14 protein-coding genes are annotated in these 24,788 nt (G+C 59.3%); 4 read left to right on the top strand and 10 right to left on the bottom strand.

Annotated features, from left to right (window positions below; all coding sequences use genetic code 11):
• The first annotated feature begins 6 nt into the window (after nt 1-6).
• Both JZ00_RS23125 and JZ00_RS31745 read left to right on the top strand, forming a co-directional pair.
• A complete protein-coding gene (locus JZ00_RS23125) occupies nt 7-7,032 on the top strand; it encodes a TcdA/TcdB pore-forming domain-containing protein (RefSeq protein WP_039593513.1) in 7,026 nt (2,341 codons plus the stop codon).
• A 19-nt stretch (nt 7,033-7,051) separates the two neighbouring features.
• Entirely contained in the window at nt 7,052-7,174 is a 123-nt protein-coding gene (locus JZ00_RS31745; protein ID WP_268794922.1) for a hypothetical protein, read from the top strand.
• Here the strand turns inward: JZ00_RS31745 and JZ00_RS23120 are convergent, their stop codons facing one another.
• On the bottom strand, nt 7,175-7,822 hold the full coding sequence (locus JZ00_RS23120; protein ID WP_039593514.1) for a hypothetical protein: 648 nt from the start codon (nt 7,820-7,822) through the stop codon (nt 7,175-7,177).
• A gap of 215 nt (nt 7,823-8,037) precedes the next feature.
• On the opposite strand from JZ00_RS23120, the gene JZ00_RS23115 reads away from it, so the two are divergent.
• Nucleotides 8,038-8,862, top strand: a complete 825-nt coding sequence (locus JZ00_RS23115) for a hypothetical protein (RefSeq protein WP_039593515.1) — start codon at nt 8,038-8,040, stop codon at nt 8,860-8,862.
• Nucleotides 8,863-8,880: 18 nt separating this feature from the next.
• Here JZ00_RS23115 and JZ00_RS23110 read toward each other — a convergent pair whose 3' ends face one another.
• The 8 genes from JZ00_RS23110 to prmA form a co-directional block, all read right to left on the bottom strand.
• Nucleotides 8,881-9,477 (bottom strand): MarC family protein, encoded by a 597-nt coding sequence (locus JZ00_RS23110; RefSeq protein ID WP_039593516.1) that lies wholly within the window; start codon nt 9,475-9,477, stop codon nt 8,881-8,883.
• Between the two features lie 62 nt (nt 9,478-9,539).
• Nucleotides 9,540-12,311 (bottom strand): hybrid sensor histidine kinase/response regulator, encoded by a 2,772-nt coding sequence (locus JZ00_RS23105; RefSeq protein ID WP_039593517.1) that lies wholly within the window; start codon nt 12,309-12,311, stop codon nt 9,540-9,542.
• A 99-nt stretch (nt 12,312-12,410) separates the two neighbouring features.
• A complete protein-coding gene (gene purD, locus JZ00_RS23100) occupies nt 12,411-13,706 on the bottom strand; it encodes a phosphoribosylamine--glycine ligase (RefSeq protein WP_039593518.1) in 1,296 nt (431 codons plus the stop codon).
• Nucleotides 13,707-13,894: 188 nt separating this feature from the next.
• Nucleotides 13,895-15,502 carry a bifunctional phosphoribosylaminoimidazolecarboxamide formyltransferase/IMP cyclohydrolase gene (purH, locus tag JZ00_RS23095; protein WP_039593519.1) on the bottom strand — a complete coding sequence of 536 codons (1,608 nt, stop codon included), beginning with the start codon at nt 15,500-15,502 and terminating at the stop codon, nt 13,895-13,897.
• Between the two features lie 83 nt (nt 15,503-15,585).
• Nucleotides 15,586-15,906: a DNA-binding transcriptional regulator Fis gene (fis, locus tag JZ00_RS23090; RefSeq protein WP_007921650.1), complete on the bottom strand. Its 321-nt coding sequence runs from the start codon at nt 15,904-15,906 to the stop codon at nt 15,586-15,588.
• Entirely contained in the window at nt 15,903-16,910 is a 1,008-nt protein-coding gene (gene dusB / locus JZ00_RS23085) for a tRNA dihydrouridine synthase DusB (protein ID WP_039593520.1), read from the bottom strand. The genes fis and dusB overlap by 4 nt, the downstream gene beginning before the upstream one ends.
• 185 nt (nt 16,911-17,095) lie before the next feature.
• Nucleotides 17,096-18,319 (bottom strand): DUF3426 domain-containing protein, encoded by a 1,224-nt coding sequence (locus tag JZ00_RS23080; RefSeq protein WP_039593521.1) that lies wholly within the window; start codon nt 18,317-18,319, stop codon nt 17,096-17,098.
• A 30-nt stretch (nt 18,320-18,349) separates the two neighbouring features.
• Nucleotides 18,350-19,228, bottom strand: coding sequence for a 50S ribosomal protein L11 methyltransferase (gene prmA / locus JZ00_RS23075; protein WP_039593522.1), 879 nt, complete (start codon nt 19,226-19,228; stop codon nt 18,350-18,352).
• Between the two features lie 192 nt (nt 19,229-19,420).
• Here prmA and JZ00_RS23070 point away from each other — a divergent pair, with 192 nt between their 5' ends.
• Nucleotides 19,421-23,365, top strand: coding sequence for a DUF6543 domain-containing protein (locus JZ00_RS23070; protein ID WP_039593523.1), 3,945 nt, complete (start codon nt 19,421-19,423; stop codon nt 23,363-23,365).
• 61 nt (nt 23,366-23,426) lie between these two features.
• Here the strand turns inward: JZ00_RS23070 and accC are convergent, their stop codons facing one another.
• The gene (gene accC, locus JZ00_RS23065; RefSeq protein ID WP_039593524.1) at nt 23,427-24,782 is read right to left on the bottom strand and encodes an acetyl-CoA carboxylase biotin carboxylase subunit; all 1,356 of its coding nucleotides are present in this window, start codon (nt 24,780-24,782) and stop codon (nt 23,427-23,429) included.
• Nucleotides 24,783-24,788: the final 6 nt, after the last annotated feature.

Raw genomic sequence — 24,788 nt, 5'->3', positions numbered from 1 at the left:
TTGTCAATGAGTGAAGTTAAGTTGCCGGAAAAAGAAGTTTATGTTGATTTTGTCAGCATGTTGACGCGCGAGGAACTTGAGCGGGTATTGGAGCCGTACAAGAACAGTGAACAATACGAAGAGGCGGTTCGATATTACGACGGCTGTGTCGATTCAATGGGGTCTGCGCAACTGCTCGAACCGCTCAGCCTGCTCAGGCAAACGTTGGAGGGGTTACAGGGGAGGGGACGGCGACGCCGTACGCCAGCGGGGCCCGATAGCGGCCGTACTGTTGGCCTGACAAAGGTGGTCGGAGGAGTCACGGACTATGAAGCGCGACTGCGCAATGGTATTGAGCGCCCCCCTGCCACCGCGGTGCCGAAAAAATTGCATTTCGTCTGGCTCGGTGGGGCGCTGGGCCAGATTCAACTTGACTACATCAATATCTGGAAAAAAGTAATGCCGGACGATTACGTCGTGAATGTCTGGCATGACGAAGATGGTTTGTTGGCGCACGAAGCCACGCGGATTATTGTCGAAGCGGGAAAAGCAGCGACATGGGTGAGCGAAGATCAGGCGCAGAGTTCGCCTGAAGTTCTGGCTGATCGCTATGAAGCAAGAATCACCGCACTGAAACGCGAAATGTTCTTGCACATCAATCGAGCGATGGCGCGGGGTGAAAGTGCGGATGAGGCGCGTATCGACTTATTGGTGAAAGGATATGGGCAGGATGAAAGTCGTCTGCGCGCACTCAAGGAAAGAAATGCCCAGGTCATGCGCGACCTTGTTAAGGACGGGCTGCAATTGCGCAATGTTACCGAACTTCCGACATTTCCTGAGCTGAAGGAGTTTTACCACCGTGAAATGGGCCTGCGTGGAAATCTTGCGGCGGCCTCCGATCTTGTCCGGATGCTGGTTGAAGTTGCCGAGGGAGGTATCTACAGCGACGTGGATTTCTTGCCGCCGTTTGTCGATGACGTTGCAGGTATCGATATCAACCAGTTGGCGACCGCTCCGAGACGGGGGGTGTTGCAGTTGTTGCTCGACAACAATCCCGAGTGGATGCCTGGCCGCCGGGCGTCGGGCGAAGGGTTTAAGGATCACATCCGTTTTATTCTTAAAGATGATCGCGATGCGCTGGAGCGATTTGCAAAAAGCAGACCGCCTCTGGAACAGGTATTTGCTCCGTTCAAGCAAACCAGCGTTCCAGTCGACAGCTTGCGTTTGCCGTCCATCGAGGGGGGCGAATCCAATGCGTTGATTGTCAGTCATCCCGGTTCGGCTCCCTTGTGGACCATCATCCGGCGCTTCGAGACCTACCATCAGGCTTTGCTCGAGATCGAGCGCCAAGCCTTGAAGAGCAATATCGGATTCCATGAGTCCAACCGCTTGTGGGAGCTCGCGATAGAAGTGATCAAAGATCGAATCCACTTCGCCCAGCCCAAAATAGACCAGATGAACCTTGGGCCAGAGAATTTGGCGATTAGTATGTCCGACTATTTCAGTGATGGTATCCGGCCCCAGGCTAGAGGCACGATACACCTGACGGGGCCGGGGGCGTTGCGAGCGGGGCTGGAAGAATATAACGACAAGGCTTTCACGCCAGACGTGGTTGGGGCCGTCCGCGAATCCGTTCGACTCTATATGGGTTTCAACAACGCTACGGAGGAGGAGGCCGATCATTCATGGCTAGAGAATGCGCCTGAACTAAGCTGGCTTGAGCGCGAGACAACATCCTGGCGAGAAGGGAAATTCAGGGTCCGTTACGCGGGAAAGATCGCACAATTGCTCAAAGGCAGCACCCTTGAATTCAACGGCGGCTGGCCGGCGATCGAGGGGCACCCGATCTTGTCCACCGATTTGTTGCAGCATCTGGCCGCAGAGCTGGGCGAGCCCTTCAAGGATGCCATGCAACGCGGGCACGACGTTTCGAAGACCTTCGATTCGCCCATACCGCTGAGCTTTGAAGAACGCCAATATGTCAGCAGCCAAGGCGTTGTTGCACCGGCTTTCTTGAACGATCCGCAAAACAAACAGCGGTCTGTTCGCGAGTTGTTGGAGCGGCATGCCGAAAGCCCACTGCTTGCCATTGAGTTGAGCCCGTTGGAGCGCTTGCAGTTGGGACCCTTGATCGGTGCGAAGGCTTTGGATAATCACGGGTTTGAAGCGGCTCGACCGCAGTTGGACAAGTTGGCCGACAATACCAGCAGGTTTGGCACCGCCTTCGGTTATACGACAATTGAGCAAACGCTCCTCCAGTCCAGGGCGCCCGAATTCATGGCGGGGCTTGCCAGCACGGGTGACTACCCGCCGGTGCATGGTAAAACCGCCTCGCAATTGATGTCTTACGCACTGGACCAGCGGCTGACATTGCGCGAGTGGGGGCGGTGTGTTGCCGAGGTCAAGCGGGTCGCTCAACTGGAACACAAAGCAACGAAGAATCAGGTCAACAAGATCGTGGACGGGTTGCCCGAAACGCGGATGAAGGTGGCACCGCAGGACCTGCTGACCTCGAGAGAAGGTTCCATAAGTGGACGTTGTTACCCGCTGTCCTTGGTGACGGCGGCCGCTTTGTCGGAAGGCCGGGGGGCGGTCGACGTCCTGTTCGACCGGTTTTATGCGGTGATGAACGATCATGGCGCAAGCGACTCGGCAACGTTTTTGAACATACTGGAGTCGGTGGGCACCGTGAAGCTCGACACTGTCCTCGGCGCCACGCAACGTTCGACTCTGCAAAATATCGTCGATGTGCTCGAAGCCAAGTCAGCGACCGCTACGTTGATGCTCAACTCGGGTAACCATGCCATGCTCGTGGCCCGGGTCTTCAACGGCACGAGCAGCACTTATCATCTCTATGATCCAAATATCGGTTTGTTTTCCCCCACTGACACCTTGATGTTCAAGGACTTGTTGGAACGGTTATTCATCGAGCAGAAAATGGCTGCCAGATATGACGCGTTTGGCCCAGGTCATACAACGTTCGATTTGATCGAATTGGACGGCGCACGTTTGTCGAGCCTGGCATTGCCAGGTGAAGTGACCGTTTCGCAGCTGATTCGGCCTGGAGCCTTGCCTGGGCAATCATTGATCCCGGCCAGAAAACGGATGGCCAGCGCTCTGGGACAGTCGCTTCAAAACAACGTCGAACTGGGCAGCAGCTTGCGGGCACTGGACGGCCATAGGCAGGCGCAGCAGATCAGCGAGGCGACCACTCAGCTGCGGGAAGCGAACAACCTGGCGCCTTCGCTGGTGCCCCTGTTCGACAGCCTGGAGGCTCTGCCGGAGGGTGGGTTCCGCATCACCCTGATTGATCGTGAGCAGCCGCAGCGAGTGACCTACGCCAAAACGAAAGATCCTCGTTTCAAACAGATCAAACGGTATCTGTCGGAGCATTTTACGGCCATGGGGGCCAACACCCCCGATATGTTGGAAGACCCTACCCACGTAGGTGGCGTTCACACGTTGAATGCCGGTTTCAGCATCTTGGCGCTGATGCACGCGCTACAGGGCCGCGAAGGGGATGATCGGTCCCTTACGACGGCGGTCCGGTTGCACGCCTATGTGGGTTATGCGCAATTGGCGCAGGGGCACCTGAGCGATATCAACGCTATGGTCCAGCTGGTTCGGGAGGCCTTGAAAGACGAAAAGGTCATTGCCAGTACCGTTGCGCCGGCCATCAAGGCCTCGTTGGGAAGCAGCGTGAGCGAAGCGACCGCCGGGCTGCTGCAGTTTGTGAGCGTCGGTCTCGACATCTACCAATTGGCAACCACACAGAACGACGTTGAGCGCGCCGAGTTCGGCACTCAGTTGGCTTTCGATACGGCAAGCCTGTTGTTGTGGGGAGGGGCTTATGCCGCCGGCGCCACCGCCGGGGCGGTGCTTGGCGGGGCGGCCGTGATAGTGGGCGGGCTGGCCTTCGGGGTGTCGGCGGTGGTCAAGGGCTTCGCCGTGATCGCCGAGCAAGCCAAGCAAGTCGGGCTGTTCTTCGATGATGTCGAAAAGGCTCACCACCATGCCTACACATTCGATACCACCCACACGCTCTGGAAACCCGACTCGTCCCTGGTGATCAAGACGATGGATCTGCGCAGCTCCACCCTATCGGTGGACGGGCCCAAACTGTATCCGCAACGCGATCATCTGGGCGTGCCGACCATGATCCTTGATTACGACCGGGCGATCGATATCCGTAAGGAGCTTGGCCTGCCTGATCAAGTCGAATTCAAGCCCCTGGCGAACCAGGGCATTGTCCTGCCCTATATCCCGCATAGCTGTTATCGCTATGAATACAAGGCGCTACCGTTTGCCAATTCGTACCATTGGACCGGTTTCGATACGGCGCGGCGCTTGGAGAAATGGCAAGAGAAGGAAGGCCAATGGCTGTTCCAGTTTTCCTTCTATTCGTTTCCGAGCCACCAGATACTCAATCGTCTCTTCAGTCCCGATTATCGCCCTACGACAGTTGATGTCTGGCTCGACGATGTCGATCGCTCGTTGCTCGTGCCCAAGCTGCAGCCGATTTGGATGGACAAGATCGAATATCACATTCGCGGTGCCGGAAAACGATGCTCCGTGCTGCTCCACCCAGGCGTGAGCCTGATTCTCGAAACGACTGCGCCGCTGAAATCGGCATGGATGCTGGATGCACCCTGGGCCGAGGAAAGCGACGTCCAACTGGAGGGAAGCGACAAGTTATTCATCGGTGACGTTGCGGTGTCGATTACCGGAACGGGGCATAACGACATGCTGATAAGGATCAACCGAGACCAGATACTCAAGGTTGATGCCGGCGAACTATCCCATGTCGTGGTGGGACTGAAACCTGGCATGGATTCGCAAGCCGCGCACGATTACATGAAAACATTGGCCCAGCAGCATCGTCTGGTCGCGCCTTATACGCCGGTCCACCAGTACCTGGTTCCGTTCGAGGACCCGGATGAGCCCCGGTACGTCACGGCCTGGTACGACGCCGAGAAGGACCGTCATCTCTACATCCGGGATGAGATACCGGGCGTCGAAGACGCAGAGCTCGGGGCAGTGACCGACGGCTATGCCTGGTTCTACAACCCGGAGGAAGTGCGAATCTGGCAAGTCGACGCCGACAATGGCCAGGTGATCCGCTGTTATTGGTTGTGGTGTCCACAAAGCATGACGAGCAAGGTCCAAAGTATCGAGGTCGATGCCCGCGGTATGATCAGTTTCTCACAGCACGTTGCCCATAAAGACGGGTCCCGCGATGTGTTGGGTTATCTGATCCATGACGAAAAACTGCTCCTCAGTTCAGTGATTCGAGGCCGGGATAACAGGCTGGAGTCGGTTTTCAATGCTGCCGAGACGTTGGCAGACTGGTCGAGCGTGCTTCGTGAGGCTTTTGTCGTCCAGGCGCATTTGTCGAACGGGCATGCCTTCGATACCGTAGTTTGGCAGCCGGCTCCTTTCGTTTCGGTTTGCTGGAAGATTGATGACGAATCACGGGATATGGCATGGATTCGCAGCCGTGATCGCTTGATCATCCGGCCCTCGCCACGGCCCAAGCATTATCGTGCCTGGCCCGATTCAATCAAGAACCTGACCGATCTGGCGTTGCTTCCCCCGGTAGATGGTGGTGATAGTTTTATCATCTACAACAGACTCACCCAGTTCCTTTGTCACCAGCAACGCACACTCGTGGGGGGCAAGGGGCAATGGACCGTTAGCTGGAAACGTCCCGCAAAACTGAACAATATTGTGGCTGCCGACAATGGGTATGTGGCGGTGGATGGCGATGGGTTGTTTTTCAACCTGACGCCTCAATTCGAATTGTCATTCGCCGGCGTGGGTGAGCTGTGGCTCAAGGACCGCCAGCATTGGTGGTCCGACCTGGAAGCGCTAGGCGAAAAATACAAGGTTGATAGCTTTGCTATCGCCGGTTTGACCAATGCCGCTGGCGACTCGAAATTATGCGCCTGGTACATGGGCGGCAGGCTATTGCTGGCTAACCTCGGCTATGCAAAGGATGTCCGCTTGTTGAGGGCCAATCCGGACAGCGAGGCCGCCTGGTTGTTCGATGTTTCCGGTGGCGTGGTGTATCGCCAGGCCTTTATCGACCCGCAAGCGTTGACGCTCGCGTTTGGCAACGGATCGAAGTTATTGAAGGCTGGCGCGATACCCGCCGCCGAACGCGAATGGGACCCCCTGCAGTTCATCAAACTGACCACCGACGGGCCGGGGCTTCGGGGCGTCACCTTCGAAGGTGTGATCGTTACGCTGCGCGAAGGCGAGCCGGCGTTGATCACGGGGGTCACGGAGGATTGGGTGGCTATCCAAGGGGACCGGGTAATCGAGGGGCTTGAGCGACTGGCGGCCCAGCCGTCGTGCAGTGCCCTGCTGACGGTGGAAGATGCCGATCAACTCAAGTGGTTCGTCGCCGCGACCGGGAAATTGATCCAGGCTCCCAAGTCCGCCGCCCCGCAAGTCTTCGACGTGTTGGGAACCTTAAGTCACAACAACGTATTACTCCATGATAAAACGGATGGAAAGTTGCGCCTCTTGCCAAAGCCGAAACAGACCGCGTCACTCGCTTATGTCCTACGTGAGGGGGAAGTGATGGTCGTCGAGGGCCAGGCCTTGAAAAGCGGGGACCTGCGCCCGCTGGTTCCGGATGATGTACGCACTCTTGTCTTGCGCTTGGGGCTGGGGGAGACCACTTATCGTTTGTCAAAGACGGTCTTGTTACTGGTCGACTCGGTCATCCTTGACTGTCAACGTTTATTGGGCAGCGTGGTGACAAGTCCGTCCAAGTTTATCTGGGAGCTGGATAAACCCGACCAACTGCTGCTCAGCAAAGTCGACGAGCACTTGGTCATCATCGACCCGGACAGCGGGCGCAGTGTGATTGGTCGCGACGTATTTGCCACGGATGACAACTTGCTTGGCGATGTGTTGCTCAGTTTCGGTGACGACCGACACTGTGAGCTTTCGTTCTTGATATCAAGTATGAGGGCTTTATCGGATAACCAGAACGGCACAACCCTGGGTAAGGTATTTGCGGTGACGGCGGTCCCGACAACTTGATGGGTTAGATGGACGATCCATGAGTGAACAAAAAGGGTTGCAGGCATCATCAGCTGCAACCCTTGATCATATGTCTATTGGCTTTTATATCTATTGCGCCGCCTCCCATCGGGTGAAAGTAATAGCTTCGAATCAAGTTTGATCAAGCGTTCTTTCGCAGGGCAAAACGCCTCATGACGTGTGTATCCAGCTTCTTTCGGATAAGCGCTCTTCGCTTGTCCAGCTCGTTTCTGTCCAACTTCAAATATGCCTTTCGCTGGGTAATGCTGGCAGAGTTCTTTGTCCACTCCCAGAACAAGAAGCCGTGCTTTCTTGTGCTGACGCTCAGTTCTAACTTGTACAAGGCTATAACCAGATTGCCCCGTGAATCGTAGCGCGCCGGAACAATTTGAAATGACTCGCCCTCGCGGGTTTGCGTGTCCAGCGACAGCATGGCCGCCTCGCTGGTTTTCAGCGTATCCAGCGTATCGATCATCGCATTGGCCTGTGATGAGTCACGCATGCCTTGGGCACTCTCCACCAGAAAATCCGCCACGGAGCCCGAGACCATATGCTGGGTGGTTGTGTAGATAGAGTCGTGGTACAGCGACCAGCCCAGGAAATTAAGGGTGCGCACATACTCCTCGAACCAGCCCTTGGGATCGGCGTAGCGGTGATAACCGAGATCGGCCGAGCCGGTGGCTATGTTATTGCAATCGGCGATGTCGTCGTGGTCTTGCTGAAGAGGCGCGCCGATATATGAAAAAAGATTCGGGCCTGTCACCAGTCCGGTTAAGGGTTGTTCGTCCATGGTAATCATCCGTCTGCTGTTGTAGAAGGTTATATGAATACAGCTGCGGTGAGGATATTCAAGTCTGTTGAAACTTTTATTGGCCTCTGAATGTGTTGTTTTGGAATGGCTGCGCTACATATATTGTATTTAGTTTTCAATGTTAATTCCTAGTTCGATAAATTAGATTCTGAGTTGTCCGCAGGAGCGGTCGTTTATCTAATAAAGGAAGCATCATGGAAATTTTAGAAAGTAACGTAAGTGTTGAACAGAGCGTTGAGCTGGTGAGTGCACGTATCAACAGGCGCAAGGCGTTGGCTTCGACTATGCGGCGCATGCGCAGGTCGGCGGTACAGTCGCTACAAGACAACCCAACCAAAGAGATGGATGCGCTGATGCTGGGGGATGCACTGGTGGGCTACGGCCAAGGCATGTCGCTCAATAACATGGCAATCATGGAAAACCTGATGACCATGGCGATCATGGAAGCCAACTTCGAAGTGCCCGGTGGCAAAAACACCCGCGGATGGTATGACGCCTTCATTCGCTGCCTGCAGGACCTCGGCTGTTTCGTCGCCGATGACGGTTACTCCCGCTATTCCGAGAGTTCCCTGCAGGTGGATATGGACCTGGTGATCAGCGATATCGTCAAAGGGATCGTCGACGGCGTGAAAGCCAGTATCCCCGCGGCGACAGTGCTGGGTTCCGTGGTCAATACCACGATCGATGGTTTGAAGCAGGACAAGGAAACCCTCAATCTGTTCGGCACCCAGGCCAAGGCGGCCGATGGCGCACGTCTATCCGTCATTCCTTGCGAACAACTGTCCAACGGTATTCTGATTGCGTCCTCCAGCTCGGTCAAACAGACCGGGTCCTCCAGTAACGGTGGCGTGCTCTTCGTAAACTGGCGCGCTTCGGCGCGGGAGATCTTCCGTGGCAAATCGTTCGTGACCTTCAATCCGGCACGTTACGAGGACTACCGGCAGGAAATCGAAGAATACCTGGGCGTACATCGTCGGGAAGTCTTGAGCAAGCGTTTCAGTCGTCGCAAGCATGCCTGAGTTCAATACTGGCCAGGGTCACGGCGCCAGGTAGCCTTTCACCCCGGTAAAGATGATCTGCGCTGCCAACGCACAGACGAACAGTCCCATCAAGCGGCTGACAATCTGCAAGCCCTGGTCGCCAAGAATCCGTTCGATACGGCTGGACAGGTAAAGCACGACGCCAACGGTGAAGCTGGCCAGGGCGATGCTGATGATGGCCATGAGTTTGTCGTCCCAGTGCGGCTGGCTCACGCCCATCACCAGCAGGGCCCCGATGGTGCCGGGGCCGACGGTCAATGGAATCGTCAGCGGGACGATGGTCACGTCCTGCTGCACGTTATCGGTCTGTACGGCGGATTTGCCTTGGGCCATGCCCAGCGCCGAAATGAACAGCACGCTGCCAGCGCCGATACGGAACGCATCTACCGTGATGCCGAACACGCTGAAAATCACTCTTCCGAACAAGTACAGCAATACGCTGGACACCAGCGTTGCGGTCGCCACCTTCCAGGCCAGTCGACGTTGTTCCTTGCGTGAGTAGCCGCGAGTCAGGCTGATAAAACACGACAGGACAAAGAAGGGGCTGTAGAGCACCAGCATCTTCAGGTAAACGCTGAACAGCACATGGAGCATGGCAAGACTCGAGAAAGGAGGAACACGACGGGAGTCTATCAGGCGTTTCGGCGCCTGTCGGCTCAGGAGGTTTGTGCCGTGCGGTTCTGCTGATCGCGCTGGGCCACCCAGTGTTCAATCAGCTCGCGCAACTGCGACAGTTCCACGGGCTTGGCCATGTGCCCGTCCATTCCGGCCTGGCGGGCGCGTTCCTTGTGTTCGGCCAGGATATGCGCCGTGAGCGCCACCACTGGCGTACGGGTGCGCTGGTTACCGACTTCCCAGGCACGCAGCTGTTGGGTGGCGGAGAATCCATCGAGGATCGGCATCTCGCAGTCCATCAAGACCAGGTCGTAGCGCTGTTCTTTCATGGCTTTGAGGGCTTCCTCGCCGTTGCTGGCGGTGTCGGGTTGCAGGTTGAGCTTGCCGAGCATGCCGCGGATGACCTTGGTGGAAATGGTGTTGTCCTCAGCCACCAGGATCCGGAAATCGCTGGGAACCTGCACGGGAGTGGGAGGGCCGGCATTGACCGGCAGGTTCGGCGCCTGGCCTTTGTTGCGCTGGTTCAGTTCGTCCGCCAGGGTCGTCTTGAGCGTATAGCCCGCCACCGGTTTGGCGAGGATGCGCTTGACGCCGCTGTTTCGCGCCACGATCTTGCTCGGTGCGTTGCTGATGCCGGTCAGCATGATCAACAGGATGTCGTGGTTCAGGCTCGGATCTTCCTTGATCTTGGCTGCCAGCTGCATTCCCGTCATGCCAGGCATGTTCTGGTCCAGCAGCACCACGTCGAAATAGTCGCGCAAGTGAGCCTTGGTGCGCAGCAGCGCCAAGGCTTCCTTGCCCGACGGCACGGCGCTGACGTTCAAGCCCCAGGCGCTGCATTGCTGCACGAGGACTTTGCGGCAGGTGTCGTTGTCGTCGACCACCAGCACCCGTGCGCCTTGCAGGGGGCTATCGAGGTCTGCGGTCGGATGTTCGAGGCGGTCCGGGTCCAGCGGCAAGGTCAGCCACAAGGTGCTGCCTTGGCTGCTGCCGCTCTTGATGCCGAACTCGCCGTGCATCAGCATGATCAGTTGCCGGGCAATGAGCAGCCCCAGGTTGCCACCCAGGCGCGTGGCGGACAGAACATTCTTGCTGTGCAGCTCGGCATGCATCAGCGTATCGCGTTCTTCGGCATCCATGGGCGACCCGCTGTCCTGTACCGCGATGCGCAGGCGTGGCTGGTCGCTGCGTTCGTCGAGGGCGACGACGATCAGCACCTCGCCTTCGTCGGTTTTCTTCAGGGCGTTTTCCAACAGGCTCAACAGTGCCTGGCGCAGGCGCGTCGGATCGCCGCTGATGACTCGAGGAACCTGGGGCTGGATGAAACTGATCAGCTCGACGTTCTGCTGTTCGGCCTTGGCGCGGAAAATGCTCAGGCAGTCCTCGATCAACGCATTGAGGTCGAACTGCACATCATCGAGCTCGATTTGCCCGGATTCGAGCCGGGAAATGTCGAGAATCTCATTGATCAACGTTAGCAGTTCGTTGCCGGCGCTGTGGATCGTCTGCACGTAGTCGCGCTGCTTGACCGATAGCGGCGTGCCTAGCAACAGCTCGGTCATGCCCAGCACACCATTCATCGGCGTGCGGATCTCATGGCTGATCTTGGCCAGGAATTCGGCCTTGGCGTTGATCTCGGCGTTGCTCGCGGCTAGGTCGCGGCTGACGCTGAAGCGATTTTCATTGATCGACCGCTGACGTTCGCCCAATGCGATGCTCATCAGCAGGCCACTGATGCAGATAATGACCAGCAACGTGACGATCAGCCCTTGGGGCGCGACTTCGGTCAGCCCCTGCAGGGCCGGAAGGATGATCAGCGTACCCAGGTTGAACACCACCATGGCGGCGACGAACAACCGTGCCGGGCGGTAGCCCTTCTGCCAGTGCCAGGCGCTGACGAACAGCATGCTCAGGCCAGCCAGGGCCACCAAGGCGTAGGTCATGATATTGAGTGGCAGCGTGTTGACGAACAGCAGCAACAGGCTACACAGCATGATGAAGACTATTTCGCCCAGCAGAAGCCGGTTCAGCGGGTGCGGTCCCAGCGGCGCGAAGTAACGATAGGCAAACATCAGCCCGCAGGGCGCCGTCAGCAACAGGGCCAGGTAGGCCCCCGGCGTCTGGATTGCCGGCCAATCAGGCAGCCAGGCCCCCGCGAGGTTCAGCAGCAATATCAGGCTGAGCATCAGCAACCCTTCGCAGGCGGCGAGCCACAGGCAACTGCGTGATCGGGTATAGGCGTAGCGGGTGAGGTTGTGCAGGATCAGCATGGCGATGCAGCCGAACAACAGCCCATAGACCAGCGTCTGGTTCTGGTTGGCTGCCGCCAGGACGGCCGGCTGCAAGGTGACATAGGGGCGCAGCTCGTAGCGCGATGCCAATCTCAGGTACACGTCCAGCGATTTATCGCTGCGCGGCAAGGGCAGCATGAAATCGCTGCTCGGCACCATGGGTTCGGTATGCGGCATGGCGTTGCCGCTGACTTGTTGGCCGACGAGAGTGTCGCCATCCAATACATAGAGATTCAGGCGCGATAGATCAGGCGCGAAGACACGCAGGATCTGTTCATGCCGGTCGGGGGAAAGCCGGAAGCGCAGCCACAGGGCACCACCAGGTTCGGCTGCCTTGAGGTGGTCCAGATCAATGGGGCTGAACTGGTTGGTATAGCGTGCAGAGCGGATGTCGCTCAGCTTCAGGTCGCCCTGTTCGTCGAGCAAAACCGCCCAGCCACTGCCGGGCGCCGCCTGGGCCGGCACGCAGAGCAGCGTCAGCAGGGTAACGGTCAAGCTTATGGCAATCCTGAGCCAGCGCACGGCGAAATCCCTTCGTAGGTTGATGCCAGATTATAACTATGCGCGGCGCCCGAGCAGACAGGCAAGAGCCCTGGGCTCCTGCCTGTCTGAATGGCAGGGTTATTCCAGGTTTTCGCCACGTTCGCGGGCAATGGCACGGTAGCCAATGTCCTTGCGGTAGAAACAGCCTTCCCAATCAATCTGCGCGGCAAGCTTGTAGGCCTGCTGCTGAGCGGCATCAACGCTGATGCCCATGGCCGTGGCGCACAGCACCCGACCACCGGCAGTCACGACCTGGCCGTCCTTCAGTGCCGTACCGGCGTGGAAAACCTTGCCTTCCAGTTGGGCGGCTGCTTCCAGGCCGTTGATCGCACGGCCTTTGGCGTAGTCGCCCGGATAACCACCAGCGGCCAGCACGACGCCGACGCTCGGACGCGGGTCCCATTGAGCTTCAACCTTATCCAGCGCCTGCGCCAGGGCGGCTTCGACCAGCAGCACCAGGCTCGATTGCAGGCGCAGCATCACCGGCTGGGTCTCAGGATCGCCGAAACGGCAGTTGAATTCGATGACTTTTGGGTTACCAGCCTTGTCAATCATCAAGCCAGCATAGAGGAAACCAGTGTAGACGTTGCCTTCCTCGGCCATGCCGCGCACGGTCGGCCAGATGACCTGGTCCATCACGCGCTGGTGTACCTCGGCCGTGACAACTGGCGCTGGGGAGTAAGCGCCCATGCCGCCGGTGTTCGGGCCGCTGTCGCCATCGCCGACACGCTTGTGGTCTTGGCTGGTTGCCATCGGCAGGACGTTCTTGCCGTCGACCATGACGATGAAGCTGGCTTCCTCGCCGTCGAGGAATTCTTCGATCACGACGCGGGAACCGGCATCACCGAAGGCATTGCCGGCGAGCATGTCGCGCACGGCCTCTTCTGCCTCGGCCAGGGTCATGGCAACGATCACGCCTTTACCGGCGGCCAGGCCGTCCGCCTTGATCACGATCGGTGCGCCTTTTTCGCGCAGGTACGCCAGGGCCGGTTCGATTTCGGTGAAGTTCTGGTAATCGGCGGTCGGGATCTTGTGACGCGCCAGGAAATCCTTGGTGAAGGCTTTCGAACCCTCCAGCTGCGCAGCACCGGCGGTCGGGCCGAAGCAATCCAGGCCGCGAGTCCGGAACAGATCGACCACGCCGGCGACCAGCGGTACTTCCGGACCGACGATGGTCAGCGAGACGTTTTTTTCGGCGAAATCGGCCAGTTGTTCCAAGGCCAGCACGTCGATCGCAACGTTTTCGCATTTGGCTTCGATGGCGGTGCCAGCATTGCCCGGTGCGACAAACACCTTCTGCACGCGCGGATCCTGAGCTACTTTCCAGGCCAGGGCGTGTTCACGGCCACCGCTGCCAATGATCAAAACATTCATTTCAAAAACCTCGGATGACGCTGATTCTGTTTGGAGCCTAGGGCGTCATGCGCCGTAGGAGGTCGCAATGAAGCCGGTAGATGCAAGGCGGAGTGGACCTCGGTGAGCGGAGTTGCCTTTTGGCAATGAGCATCATCGAGGTCGGCCCCAACGCAGCAGATGCCGGCTTCAGTACGGCCGTTGCCTTGTTAGTGACGGAAGTGACGCATGCCGGTGAACACCATCGCGATGCCGGCTTCATCAGCCGCAGCAATCACTTCAGCGTCACGCATCGAACCACCCGGCTGGATCACCGCAGTGATGCCAACCTTCGCTGCATTGTCGATACCGTCGCGGAACGGGAAGAACGCGTCGGAAGCCATAACCGCGCCCTGTACCTGCAAGCCGGCGTGTTCAGCCTTGATGGCGGCGATGCGGGCCGAATTCACTCGGCTCATCTGGCCGGCGCCGACACCGATGGTCTGGCGGTTCTTGGCATAGACGATGGCGTTGGACTTGACGTACTTGGCGACTTTCCAGGCGAAGATCAGGTCATTGATTTCCTGCTCGCTCGGGGCGCGCTGGGTCACCACTTTCAGGTCTTCGCTGCCGATCATGCCGATGTCCCGGCTCTGGACCAGCAGGCCGCCATTGACGCGCTTGTAGTCCCAGGCCGGCGCACGGTCGGCCGACCATTGGCCGCAGGCCAGCAGGCGCACGTTGGCTTTGGCGGCGACGATGGCACGGGCTTCTTCGCTGACCGAAGGGGCGATGATCACTTCGACGAACTGGCGCTCGACGATGGCCTTGGCGGTCTCGGCGTCCAGTTCACGGTTGAAGGCGATGATGCCGCCGAAGGCCGACTCGGTGTCGGTGGCGTAGGCCAGTTCGTAGGCCTGGCGGATGCCGCCTTCGGCGTCCGGGCTCACAGCCACGCCGCACGGGTTGGCGTGCTTGACGATCACGCAGGCTGGCTTAACGAAGCTCTTCACGCACTCCAGCGCGGCGTCGGTGTCGGCCACGTTGTTGAACGACAGTTCCTTGCCTTGCAACTGGGTGGCGGTGGCGATGCCGACTTCGGCAGGCTTGGCTTCCACGTAGAACGCCGCGCTCTGGTGCGGGTTCTCGCCGTAGCGCATTTCCTGGGCCTTGATGAATTGGGTGTTGAAGGTGCGCGGGAATTCGCTGCGGCCTTCCGTACTCAAGGTGTCGGCGGCCTGGTTCACGGTGCCCATGTAGTTGGCGATCATGCCGTCATAGGCAGCGGTGTGTTCGAAGGCCTTGAGCATCAGGTCGAAACGCTGGGCGTAGGTCAGGCCACCGGCCTTGAGGTTTTCCAGCACGCTGGCGTAATCGCTGGCGTTGACCACGATCGCCACGTCCTTATGGTTCTTGGCCGCAGAACGGACCATGGTCGGACCGCCGATGTCGATGTTCTCGATGGCGGTTGGCAGGTCGCAGCCAGGCTTGTTGATGGTGGCTTCGAACGGGTAGAGGTTGACCGCCACCAGGTCGATCGGCTTGATGCCGTGCTCATTCATGATGGCGTCGTCGATGCCGCGACGGCCCAGGATCCCGCCGTGGATCTTTGGGTGCAGGGTCTTGACGCGACCGTCCATCATTTCCGCAAAACCGGTGTAGTCCGCGACTTCCACTGCGGCGATACCGTTGTCCTGCAGCAGCTTGAAGGTCCCACCGGTGGAGAGAATCTCGACGCCCAGCTGTTGCAGCTCGCGGGCGAATTCGAGGATCCCGGTCTTGTCGGAAACGCTGATCAAGGCGCGGCGGATCGGCAGGCGGGTGGTCTGGTCGGTCATTTCAAGTTCCATCAAAAGCAAGGGAAGTCAGCAAAAAAGGCGACCGTTTTTTACGCGGGCGCCTTTCTGGTTTGATTGAATGCTTAAAGCAAGTCGTACTGCTTGAGTTTCTTGCGCAGGGTGCCGCGATTCAGGCCCAGCAACTCGCTGGCCTTGGTCTGGTTGCCCTTGACGTAGTTCATCACGCTTTCGAGCAGAGGCGCCTCGACTTCGGAGAGCACCAGGTTGTACACATCCGTGACGGCAGCGCCCTCAAGGTGGGCGAAATAATTGTGCAGCGCCTTCTCGACGCTCCCGCGAAGGGTCTGGCCTTCTTCGCTGGGCGTATTGAGGTGCTGTTTCAAATTCACGTTGTCGCTCACGGGTGCTGTTCCACTCACTAAAGTCTCGGTCATCATCGTCATGCGGCCACCCCTTCGTCCCCTGTCAGGCTCTTGTAACGTTCGGCGAAGAACGCCTGAACGTCGGCGCATTGTGCTTGCGTACCATCCAAACGATTGAAACGGGCGCGAAACTCCCTGGCGCCCGGCAGGGTTGCGAGATACCAGCCCACATGCTTGCGAGCGATGCGTACGCCCATGACTTCACCATAGAAGGCATGCAGCGCGGCCAGATGCTCTAGCAGAATACGTTCCACCTCGGACAACAACGGCGCAGCGAGTTTTTCACCGGTGCGCAGGTAGTGTTCGATTTCACGAAAAATCCATGGCCGCCCCTGGGCGGCCCGGCCGATCAACAGGCCGTCGGCCCCGGTCGCGTCCAGTACGTACCGGGCCTTTTCGGGCGAGTCGATATCGCCGTTGGCAAAGACCGGAATGGACACCGCCTGCTTGATCGCGGCTATGGTGTCGTACTCGGCCTCGCCGGTATACAGGTCTGCACGGGTACGGCCATGGACCGCCAGCGCCGTAATGCCTGCCTGTTCGGCGATCTTCGCCACCGTCAGGCCGTTCTTGTTGTCCCGGTCCCACCCGGTACGGATCTTCAGGGTCACCGGCACATCAACCGCGGCGACAACCGCCTGCAGGATCTCGGTGACCAGCGCTTCGTCCTTCAACAGCGCCGAGCCCGCGGCCTTGTTGCAGACCTTCTTCGCCGGGCAGCCCATGTTGATGTCGATGATCTGCGCCCCCAACTCGACGTTCGCCCGGGCCGCCTCCGCCAGCATCTGTGCATCACCACCGGCGATCTGTACCGAGCGGGGCTCGGGATCACCTTCGTGGATCATGCGCAGGCGCGATTTGCGGGTGTTCCACAAACTCATGTCGCTGGTAACCATTTCCGACACCACCAGTCCTGCGCCCAATCGTTTGCACAACTGACGAAAGGGCTGGTCGGTGACGCCCGCCATAGGGGCGAGAACCAGGCCGTTCTGCAATGTATATGGGCCGATGCGTACCGCCGACATAGGACTTCCCTGAAGTGGGGCCGGATCATGAGACTTCGAAAAAGGGTTGGCATGATACCCGCTCTCGATGACTGGATAAAGATCGAATTGGATAAAATCTGAACAGCTATTTTGTTATCGCCAGCGGTTTGGTCTGGGTGTGGTCAGTCAGAAAGCTGCCGTCAATCGGCCGACCCTGGCCGGGTTCATTCGGGGGAATGGAAGCTCAGGCTGTAGTTTACCGCCTTGGAACCTGGGTCCAGGATATCCAGCGCGATGTGGATGGGCGTCTGCGGCGGCATTTCGCCGCGGCCCTCGAGATCGCCGCCCAGGTATTCCCCGGGCTTGAAGCGACGGCTGGCGATCAGGTGCCCGTTGAGGTCGGCAAAACGCAGCTCCAGCAGCGGAAAAGGCTGGGAGAAGGGCGCACGGTTGTAGATGATCGCGTCCACCACCAGGGCGCCGCTGAATTCCGGATGGCTGCGCACTACCAGGTTGCTGCTCTTGATCTTGGCGATGTCGACCTTGGAGGGGACGTCGCAGCCAATGACGGGGCAGATCTGCAGGAACCACGGGCGATACTGGTCCTGGCGGGCCAGTTCCTCGAAATGATAGGCGATGTACTGGCCGGCCAGGGCGGCGGCGCCGAGCAATACCAACAGGCTCCAGAGCAAGCGCCGCCCCCAGGGCGAGCGGCGTTTGCGCCAGTCCAGTTGCAATGGGTCGTCGTCAAGGTCCTGGAGTACTTCGGCGCGTATGCCGGGCTCATGGCGCTCGCGTTTCTTGCGCGACGCCGCCAGCGGCTCCGGTTCATCGTCCAGGTCGTCTGTGGCGGACAGGCGCTCAAGGTGTTCGTGGGGTTCGTCATCCGGCGCGAGGCTCAGCGGGGCGACGGACTCATCCTCCGGTTCCAGCGGCTCGAGGGCGAGGGACAAGGATGGCTCGGTCCGCGGTGGTCGGGCAGGTTCGTGGGGCTCGAACGGTTCCAGCGAGGATTGGATGACGGCCTCGGCACGCTCGGTGGGAGACTCGCTGTACAGGCTGTCAGCCCAGGGCTCCTGCTCGCTCGCAGAATGCTCGCGCTGGGCGCTCAGGTTGTCTTCGCGACGCCGTCCAAAGGTGTCCGGAGCCCGTTTGTCGCGCCGTTCCAGGCGAGCCAGTTCCTTGTCCAGGTCATCGAGGTCCAGCTCGGCGGCGGTCCATTGTTTCTGGCTGATTGCCCGTGGTGCTTCGACCGCCGGTTTCATCGGGGAAGTCGTGGGAGGCGCGACGTCCCTGGAGGCGCGCTGCTCCAGCAATTGCTTCGCGGCATTGAACACTTGCAGGCACGAGCCGCAACGAACCACCCCGCGTGCCACGCTCAATTGAGCATGGCTGACGCGAAAACTGGTGTGACAATGCGGGCACTGGGTGACGAAGCTGTCGGTCATGCGGCAATCCGGTCGATACAGGCGGTCATTCTAGCGCCGACGTCCGCTGATGCGCACCCAGCCATCGCGATTGGCGATTGGGTCCAGGTCGAAATCCGCGGAGTAGGCGGCAGCGACTTCTTCGCCCTGTTCGGCGAGGATGCCCGACAACGCCAGGCGTCCGCCCGGCTTGACCAGGCTCGACAGCTGTGGCGCCAAGGACACCAGCGGACCGGCCAGGATGTTTGCGACCAACACATCGGCCTGTACCTTCGGCAGATCCTGGGGCAAGTACAACGGGAAAAGCTCGTCGGCAATGTTGTTGCGCCCGGCGTTGTCGCGGGACGCTTCCAGGGCCTGGACATCGATGTCGGTGCCGACCGCTTCCTTGGCGCCCAGCAGCAGGGCAGCAATGGCCAGGATCCCCGAGCCACAGCCGAAGTCGAGCACATTGCAGCCCTTGAGGTCCTGGCCGTCCAGCCATTCCAGGCACAGCGCGGTGGTGGGGTGAGTCCCGGTGCCGAAGGCCAGGCCCGGGTCCAGCAGCAGGTTCACCGCGTCCGGTTCCGGCGCGGCATGCCAGCTTGGCACGATCCACAGGCGCTGGCCGAAACGCATCGGCTGGAAATTATCCATCCAACTGCGTTCCCAATCCTGATCTTCAATCACCTCGCTGTGATGTTCGGGCAACGGGCTGCCAGTCAGCAGCTCCAGATGGGCGAGCACGCTGGCCGCCTCGGTGCCACCTTCGAACAGCGCCAGCAAATGGGTGTGGGACCACAGGGGAGTGGTATTGAGCTCGGGCTCGAAGATCGGCTGGTCTTCGGCGTCCATGAAAGTCACCGATACGGCACCTACTTCGAGAAAAGCGTCTTCGTAGGTTTCGGCTTGTTCCGGGCTGATGGCCAGGCGTACTTGCAGCCAAGGCATGGCGGGCACCTTTGAAAAATCGACAGGGAGCAGCGTGGGGCTGCAAAGGCGCGCAGTGTACGCCAGGTCGCCGTCAAAGTGGATAAGCGAGTCAGGCGCGTCTGACCGTGGTGTTTCCATATATATATGTATGACATCGGTGTGTCGCGACGTCGATAAGGTGCCGGTCCCACACCACGAGGAAAGATGTGTATGGACACCATCACCGAGTCGAAGCGAAACAAGGACGGCGAAGCAGCGGCAACGTCCACGCCCCAGGCGATTCTGGAGAGGTTGATGCGTTGGCAGTCTGCAATCGACTCGCGACTGCAGGCCCAGATGACCCTTCTGGAAATACTGGAGCAGTATTTGCTGGTCGAGTTGCGCACGTACTATAGCGAGGGCAATGTCGACTCATATTTTATCGGCGCGCTGCTTGAGGCGGTGCTGCAGCGCACGATAGATCAAGCCCTCATGGCTTATGACGAGCAGCAGGATGCGCCTTATCGCTGGCCAGGCGGAGCCGACCAGGGCTTTTCGGCCGAGCGTCGGGATGCCGTTGCCCAGGTGGTGGAAGGTACCGCCTCGAGTTTCGTTCGGCATTACCAGGATTATCTGCGACGACATTGGGAAGCAGTCGGGCTCGACGCTTCGCTTGAAAGACTTATCCAGCAGAAACTGGAAAAGCATCTGGCGGCGGTCGAAAGCGCTTTGCAGCCCGGGCAACTGGTGGGGCGGGATGTCGCGGCGCTGCGTGGGAAAATCGAAACGCTCCAGGATGGCTGGCGTCGGATGAGCCAACTGGCCGAGTTGGCTACGGCGCAAGAGCGCCAGGCGCTGGACGCATTGGCGCGCTCGCAGTTGCCGGACTGGCTGCGGGGGCTGGGCGACGCGGAACGTAAGCGGCTGGAAGTTCTCCAGGAGCAGGTTGCCGAGGCGCAGGCCCGGGTTGATGAGTTACTCGATGGCCTGGGCTCGCTGAAAGACTTTGCCCGGCACTTGGTCAAGGATTACGTCAGGCATGAATTGGACATGGACGTCGAACCTGACAGCGTTCGGGTGCAGTTGCAGTGGCAAACCGTAGTGGGTCGCCCCTTGCAAACCTACACTTTGACCGAGTTGGTAGCGGCGGGCCCAGTTCGGCCGGACGTCATATCGGTGCGCCTGGTCGAGAACGGCGGCATGTTGCGCAACCAGGCGCTTGCGCCCGAATTCGTCGCACGATTGCTGTCGGGCCTGGACGTTTCTGTCGAATATTGGCCGGTGCTTTCAAGTCGCTATGACCGCGTGGACTTGAAAACGGCCATGCTCGATTGGTTCGGCACGCGATTGCGACACGGTGCGTTTGTTGCGCGTTGCGCCGGCCAGATCACCAACGCCGACTACGAGGAGGTCCGCCAGTCCTCGCAAGAAGACGGCATCCGGCAAGTCTGCGATGTCGTACTGCCCAATGCGATGCGCTGTGCTGATCTCTTGCTGTTCTACCGTGAACATAGCCCGGGTGACGCCAGCGACTTGCTGCTGTATGCCCCCGGCAAACCGGATGGCCAGGAGTGGATCAAGTTGCCTTCGCTTCGTGCCGTGAGCGCCGAAATGGGGCTTTGGATCGAAAGCGAAGTCGGTCGCGAATACCTGTTGCAGCAGCTCTCTCCGGCTGATCGTGGGAAGGCGCGGGAATATTTTATCGGTGTGATGCACAAGCCGACTCATTGGGATCTTGGCCGGGATCCCAGGGGGCCAGTACGCGGCTTCAGGGCTTGTCTGGAGGCCGCCGTGCTGGCAGGGCTGGCAAACAACCTGTTGCAGGTGGAGTTGAGTGATTCGCCTGCCTGGTATCGCGCTTTGCCGCTTGCCAGTCGGCAAATGATCCGCGGCCTGAACCAGGAGTTCCTGGTTCATCAGAAGGTTTTCAACGAGCAGCTTGAGGGCTACGAAGTCTTCATGGACTTTGCCAAGCGTACTGTCACGCAGGCGATTGCACCTTATATGCGTAGCAGGGGCGTGGAAGAGCCGGTAGATCCTGCAACGGTCCTTATCGATTACCGCCCGGGGTTGGGAAATGACATGAAGGTCGCCAGTCTGCTGGACTTGGCTATCTATGGGTATGACGATAATTCAGGTATCGACCACCCTGCCAAAGGGGTGCGTTCCTCGATTGGGCAGGATCTGGGGCAGGTCCGCAGCGCCGATCTGGGAAGTTATATTCGACAGGCCTACCTGGGCGACCAGTACGCCAGGGAAATCCGCAGCAAGTTCCTGGATAGCCAGGCTCCGGAGTACACCAGGCGCCGCGATGCCTTTCGCTACATGCTGCTGACACGGATGGATCGTGACTTGCGAATCGTCTATGGCCAGTCGGTGTTGAGCGACGACGAATACCAATGGCTTGCACGGCAAGTCACGCTGCTGAGCCGCTGGGTGCCTGGGCGCAAGCGTGTGCATTCCACAAACCTGGTGGCGAGCGAAGGCGTGATGAATTTCACCATCGGCGGTCATGTTGTGTTGGGTGTGTACGTTTTCGCTTATTTTGCTTCCCGGAGTGCTTACTGGTTGTATACGCCTGATGCGCCTGACGGTATCGCCTTTCGCCGATACGTTGAATTCACCGCAAGCGTGGTGACACAGCTGCATGGCTACGTGTTGGAGCGAGTCGCGCTGACCGCGCGTGACGCCGTGCGCACATCGCTGAACGCTCTGGCGGCCGGAAGCATTCGTGTGGATGGGGTGCGCGAGCTGAACCGGGTCGTTGATATCAGCGCGCAATACGATATGTACATCGAGCGTGCGATCACCGATGTGCAAGCCATCACCACCAGCCGTGCGGAGGTGATCAAGCATCAGATCGTCAAAGGGCTGCTGTTCGCGGCTGCTCCCGTCTGCATGGTCTACCCTCCCTTTGCGCTGCTGCTGGACGTCATGTTTATCGGCATGACCTCCACGCAGGCAATCGACGCGCACAGGCAAGGCGATACGCAGGAAGCACTCGGCCACTGGCTGGCCGTGTCTTGGGGGGCGCTGTTCGCCACGCTGGGGCCATGGATGGTCGCCAAGTCGCTCGGATGGGCCATCAAGGGGCTGAATCTGCTCGTCAGGCCTATGTCGTTGGCTGCCCAGCGCTTGAGAAACGTGACCACGGTTGCCGTCAAGGAAAGCGGGCCGGCCGTCAGGGGCCTGCGTTTCAAGCCAAGCCAGGCACTCAGGAAAACGCCTGACGACCTGCAATTGGTGACCGATGACAGTATTTTCCATGGCACCTATCGCAGTCCTCCCAGTGCCACGCAACCGCAAAGCACCTACTACATAAAAAACGCGGGCAAGTATTACCAAGTCAGGAAGGATGCTTATTTCGACGGTTTGTGCCTGGTGGACGCTCGCCGTCCCGGTGCGTTTTACAAGCTTCCCATACGCCGGGTGGCGGAGGGCAAGTGGGTACACAACCCGGTTGGCCTGAGAGGGGGGAGCGATGAGGTGCGCAACCTGGGACGAGTGAGGGATTTGCGTGAGGCGTTCCCAGGGCATGTTTCCCCGGATGTGACAAGGGGAGCGCTCCAGGGTGAAGCCGTAGTGGCAAGGTTCAGCGAGGCAGCGGCGGACAACTACCTGTTCTCGCTTAACGCGCAGACATGCGTGGTCGCTTCGTTGTACAACCCGGCCACTCGGATGGGGGCGGTGATTCATTTCGATCACAATATCCGCGCACTGATCGAACGCAGTATTCGCGAGGTGAAGCAGCGCCTGGGGGGGGCAGCCAGGAACATTCGCGCTACCTTGGTGGGGGGCGACTGGTTGACGGGAACGGACATCGGCGAACCGGTCAGGCTGATGATGCGGCGCCAGGGCCTGCAGCCTACCTGGGATCATTGGTCGTACTCTTCCTGCTTCGGCAACACCTATGGTGTTGCACTCGATTTGCGCACGGGAGTCACTTCCGTGTTCAAGACTTCACAGGATCTGGTCGAGCGCTACTACACGCCCGTGCTGGCGAGGGCCAGGCTTGGCACCGATCCGGTATCGGTGCGGGCGCGTGGATTCATGAAGCGCGTGCGCAGCGAGCCGCTGATGGCAACCGCCAACGGGGCCGTTCGCACCCTGCAGGGCAGGCCGGCGACGGCGGCACAGCTTGCCTTGAACGAGTTCTCCATGGTTGTGCTGAGCTGATTGCGAGGCAAAAAAAGACCCCGGCCAAGTGGGCCGGGGTCTTTTTAATCCACTTGAAACATCAGTGCTGGTTGCCCAGCTTGTGTTCCAGGTAGTGGATATTGACGCCGCCTTTGCAGAAGCCTTCGTCACGGACGAGGTCGCGGTGCAGCGGGATGTTGGTCTTGATCCCGTCTACGACGATCTCATCCAGCGCATTGCGCATGCGCGCCATGGCTTCGTCACGCGTCGCCCCGTAGGTGATCAGCTTGCCGATCAACGAGTCGTAGTTCGGCGGAACCGCATAACCGCTGTACAGGTGCGAATCGACGCGAACGCCATTGCCACCCGGTGCATGGAAATGCTTGACCGTACCAGGGCTTGGCATGAAGGTCTTCGGATCTTCGGCGTTGATCCGGCACTCCAGCGAGTGACCGCGGATGACGACGTCATCCTGTGTGAACGACAGCTTGTTGCCGGCGGCGATGCTGAGCATCTCCTTGACGATGTCGATACCGGTGACCATTTCCGAAACCGGGTGCTCCACCTGAACACGGGTGTTCATTTCGATGAAGTAGAAGCGACCGTTTTCGTAGAGGAACTCGAAGGTACCGGCGCCGCGATAGCCGATGTCGATACAGGCCTTGACGCAACGCGCCAGGACTTCCTGGCGAGCCTGCTCGTCGATGCCCGGTGCCGGCGCTTCTTCGAGGACCTTCTGGTGACGACGCTGCAGCGAGCAATCGCGGTCGCCCAGGTGAATCGCCTGGCCTTGGCCGTCGGACAATACCTGGACTTCGACGTGACGCGGGTTGGTCAGGAATTTTTCCAGGTAGACCATCGGGTTGCCGAACGCCGCGCCTGCTTCGGAGCGGGTCAGTTTCGCCGAGGAAATCAGGTCTTCTTCCTTGTGCACCACGCGCATGCCACGACCACCGCCGCCGCCGGCCGCCTTGATGATCACCGGATAACCGACTTCACGACCGATGCGCAAAGCGGTTTCTTCGTCTTCAGGCAGCGGGCCGTCGGAGCCTGGAACGGTAGGCACGCCGGCAGCGATCATGGCGTGCTTGGCCGAAACCTTGTCGCCCATCAGGCGGATGGTCTCGGCTTTCGGACCGATGAAGGCAAAACCGGAGTTCTCGACCTGTTCGGCGAAGTCGGCGTTTTCCGCCAGGAAACCGTAGCCAGGGTGAATGGCAGTGGCGCCGGTCACTTCGGCGGCGGCGATGATCGCCGGGATATGCAAGTAAGAGTGCGCAGCCGACGCCGGACCGATGCAGACGGATTCGTCCGCCAGGCCCAGGTGCATCAGTTCTTTGTCGGCCTTGGAGTAAACGGCGACGGTCTTGATGCCCATCTCTTTGCAGGCACGCAGAATCCGCAGGGCGATCTCACCGCGGTTAGCGATCAGAACTTTTTCCAACTTCGCAGTCATCAAAGG

The sequence above is a fragment of the Pseudomonas frederiksbergensis genome, assembly GCF_000802155.2.
Taxonomy (GTDB): domain Bacteria; phylum Pseudomonadota; class Gammaproteobacteria; order Pseudomonadales; family Pseudomonadaceae; genus Aquipseudomonas; species Aquipseudomonas frederiksbergensis_A.
The sequence above is the reverse complement of the archived record's forward strand: the minus strand, read 5'-3'. Positions and strand labels throughout refer to the sequence as shown.

Bases quoted from the DNA above. Each gene is read 5' to 3' on its own strand.
- JZ00_RS23125 (WP_039593513.1), top strand. From the start codon at position 7: ATGAGTGAAGTTAAGTTGCCGGAAAAAGAAGTTTATGTTGATTTTGTC.
- JZ00_RS31745 (WP_268794922.1), top strand. From the start codon at position 7,052: ATGAGTGAACAAAAAGGGTTGCAGGCATCATCAGCTGCAACCCTTGAT.
- JZ00_RS23120 (WP_039593514.1), bottom strand. From the start codon at position 7,822: ATGGACGAACAACCCTTAACCGGACTGGTGACAGGCCCGAATCTTTTT.
- JZ00_RS23115 (WP_039593515.1), top strand. From the start codon at position 8,038: ATGGAAATTTTAGAAAGTAACGTAAGTGTTGAACAGAGCGTTGAGCTG.
- JZ00_RS23110 (WP_039593516.1), bottom strand. From the start codon at position 9,477: ATGCTCCATGTGCTGTTCAGCGTTTACCTGAAGATGCTGGTGCTCTAC.
- purD (WP_039593518.1), bottom strand. From the start codon at position 13,706: ATGAATGTTTTGATCATTGGCAGCGGTGGCCGTGAACACGCCCTGGCC.
- purH (WP_039593519.1), bottom strand. From the start codon at position 15,502: ATGACCGACCAGACCACCCGCCTGCCGATCCGCCGCGCCTTGATCAGC.
- fis (WP_007921650.1), bottom strand. From the start codon at position 15,906: ATGACGATGATGACCGAGACTTTAGTGAGTGGAACAGCACCCGTGAGC.
- dusB (WP_039593520.1), bottom strand. From the start codon at position 16,910: ATGTCGGCGGTACGCATCGGCCCATATACATTGCAGAACGGCCTGGTT.
- JZ00_RS23080 (WP_039593521.1), bottom strand. From the start codon at position 18,319: ATGACCGACAGCTTCGTCACCCAGTGCCCGCATTGTCACACCAGTTTT.
- prmA (WP_039593522.1), bottom strand. From the start codon at position 19,228: ATGCCTTGGCTGCAAGTACGCCTGGCCATCAGCCCGGAACAAGCCGAA.
- JZ00_RS23070 (WP_039593523.1), top strand. From the start codon at position 19,421: ATGGACACCATCACCGAGTCGAAGCGAAACAAGGACGGCGAAGCAGCG.
- accC (WP_039593524.1), bottom strand. From the start codon at position 24,782: ATGACTGCGAAGTTGGAAAAAGTTCTGATCGCTAACCGCGGTGAGATC.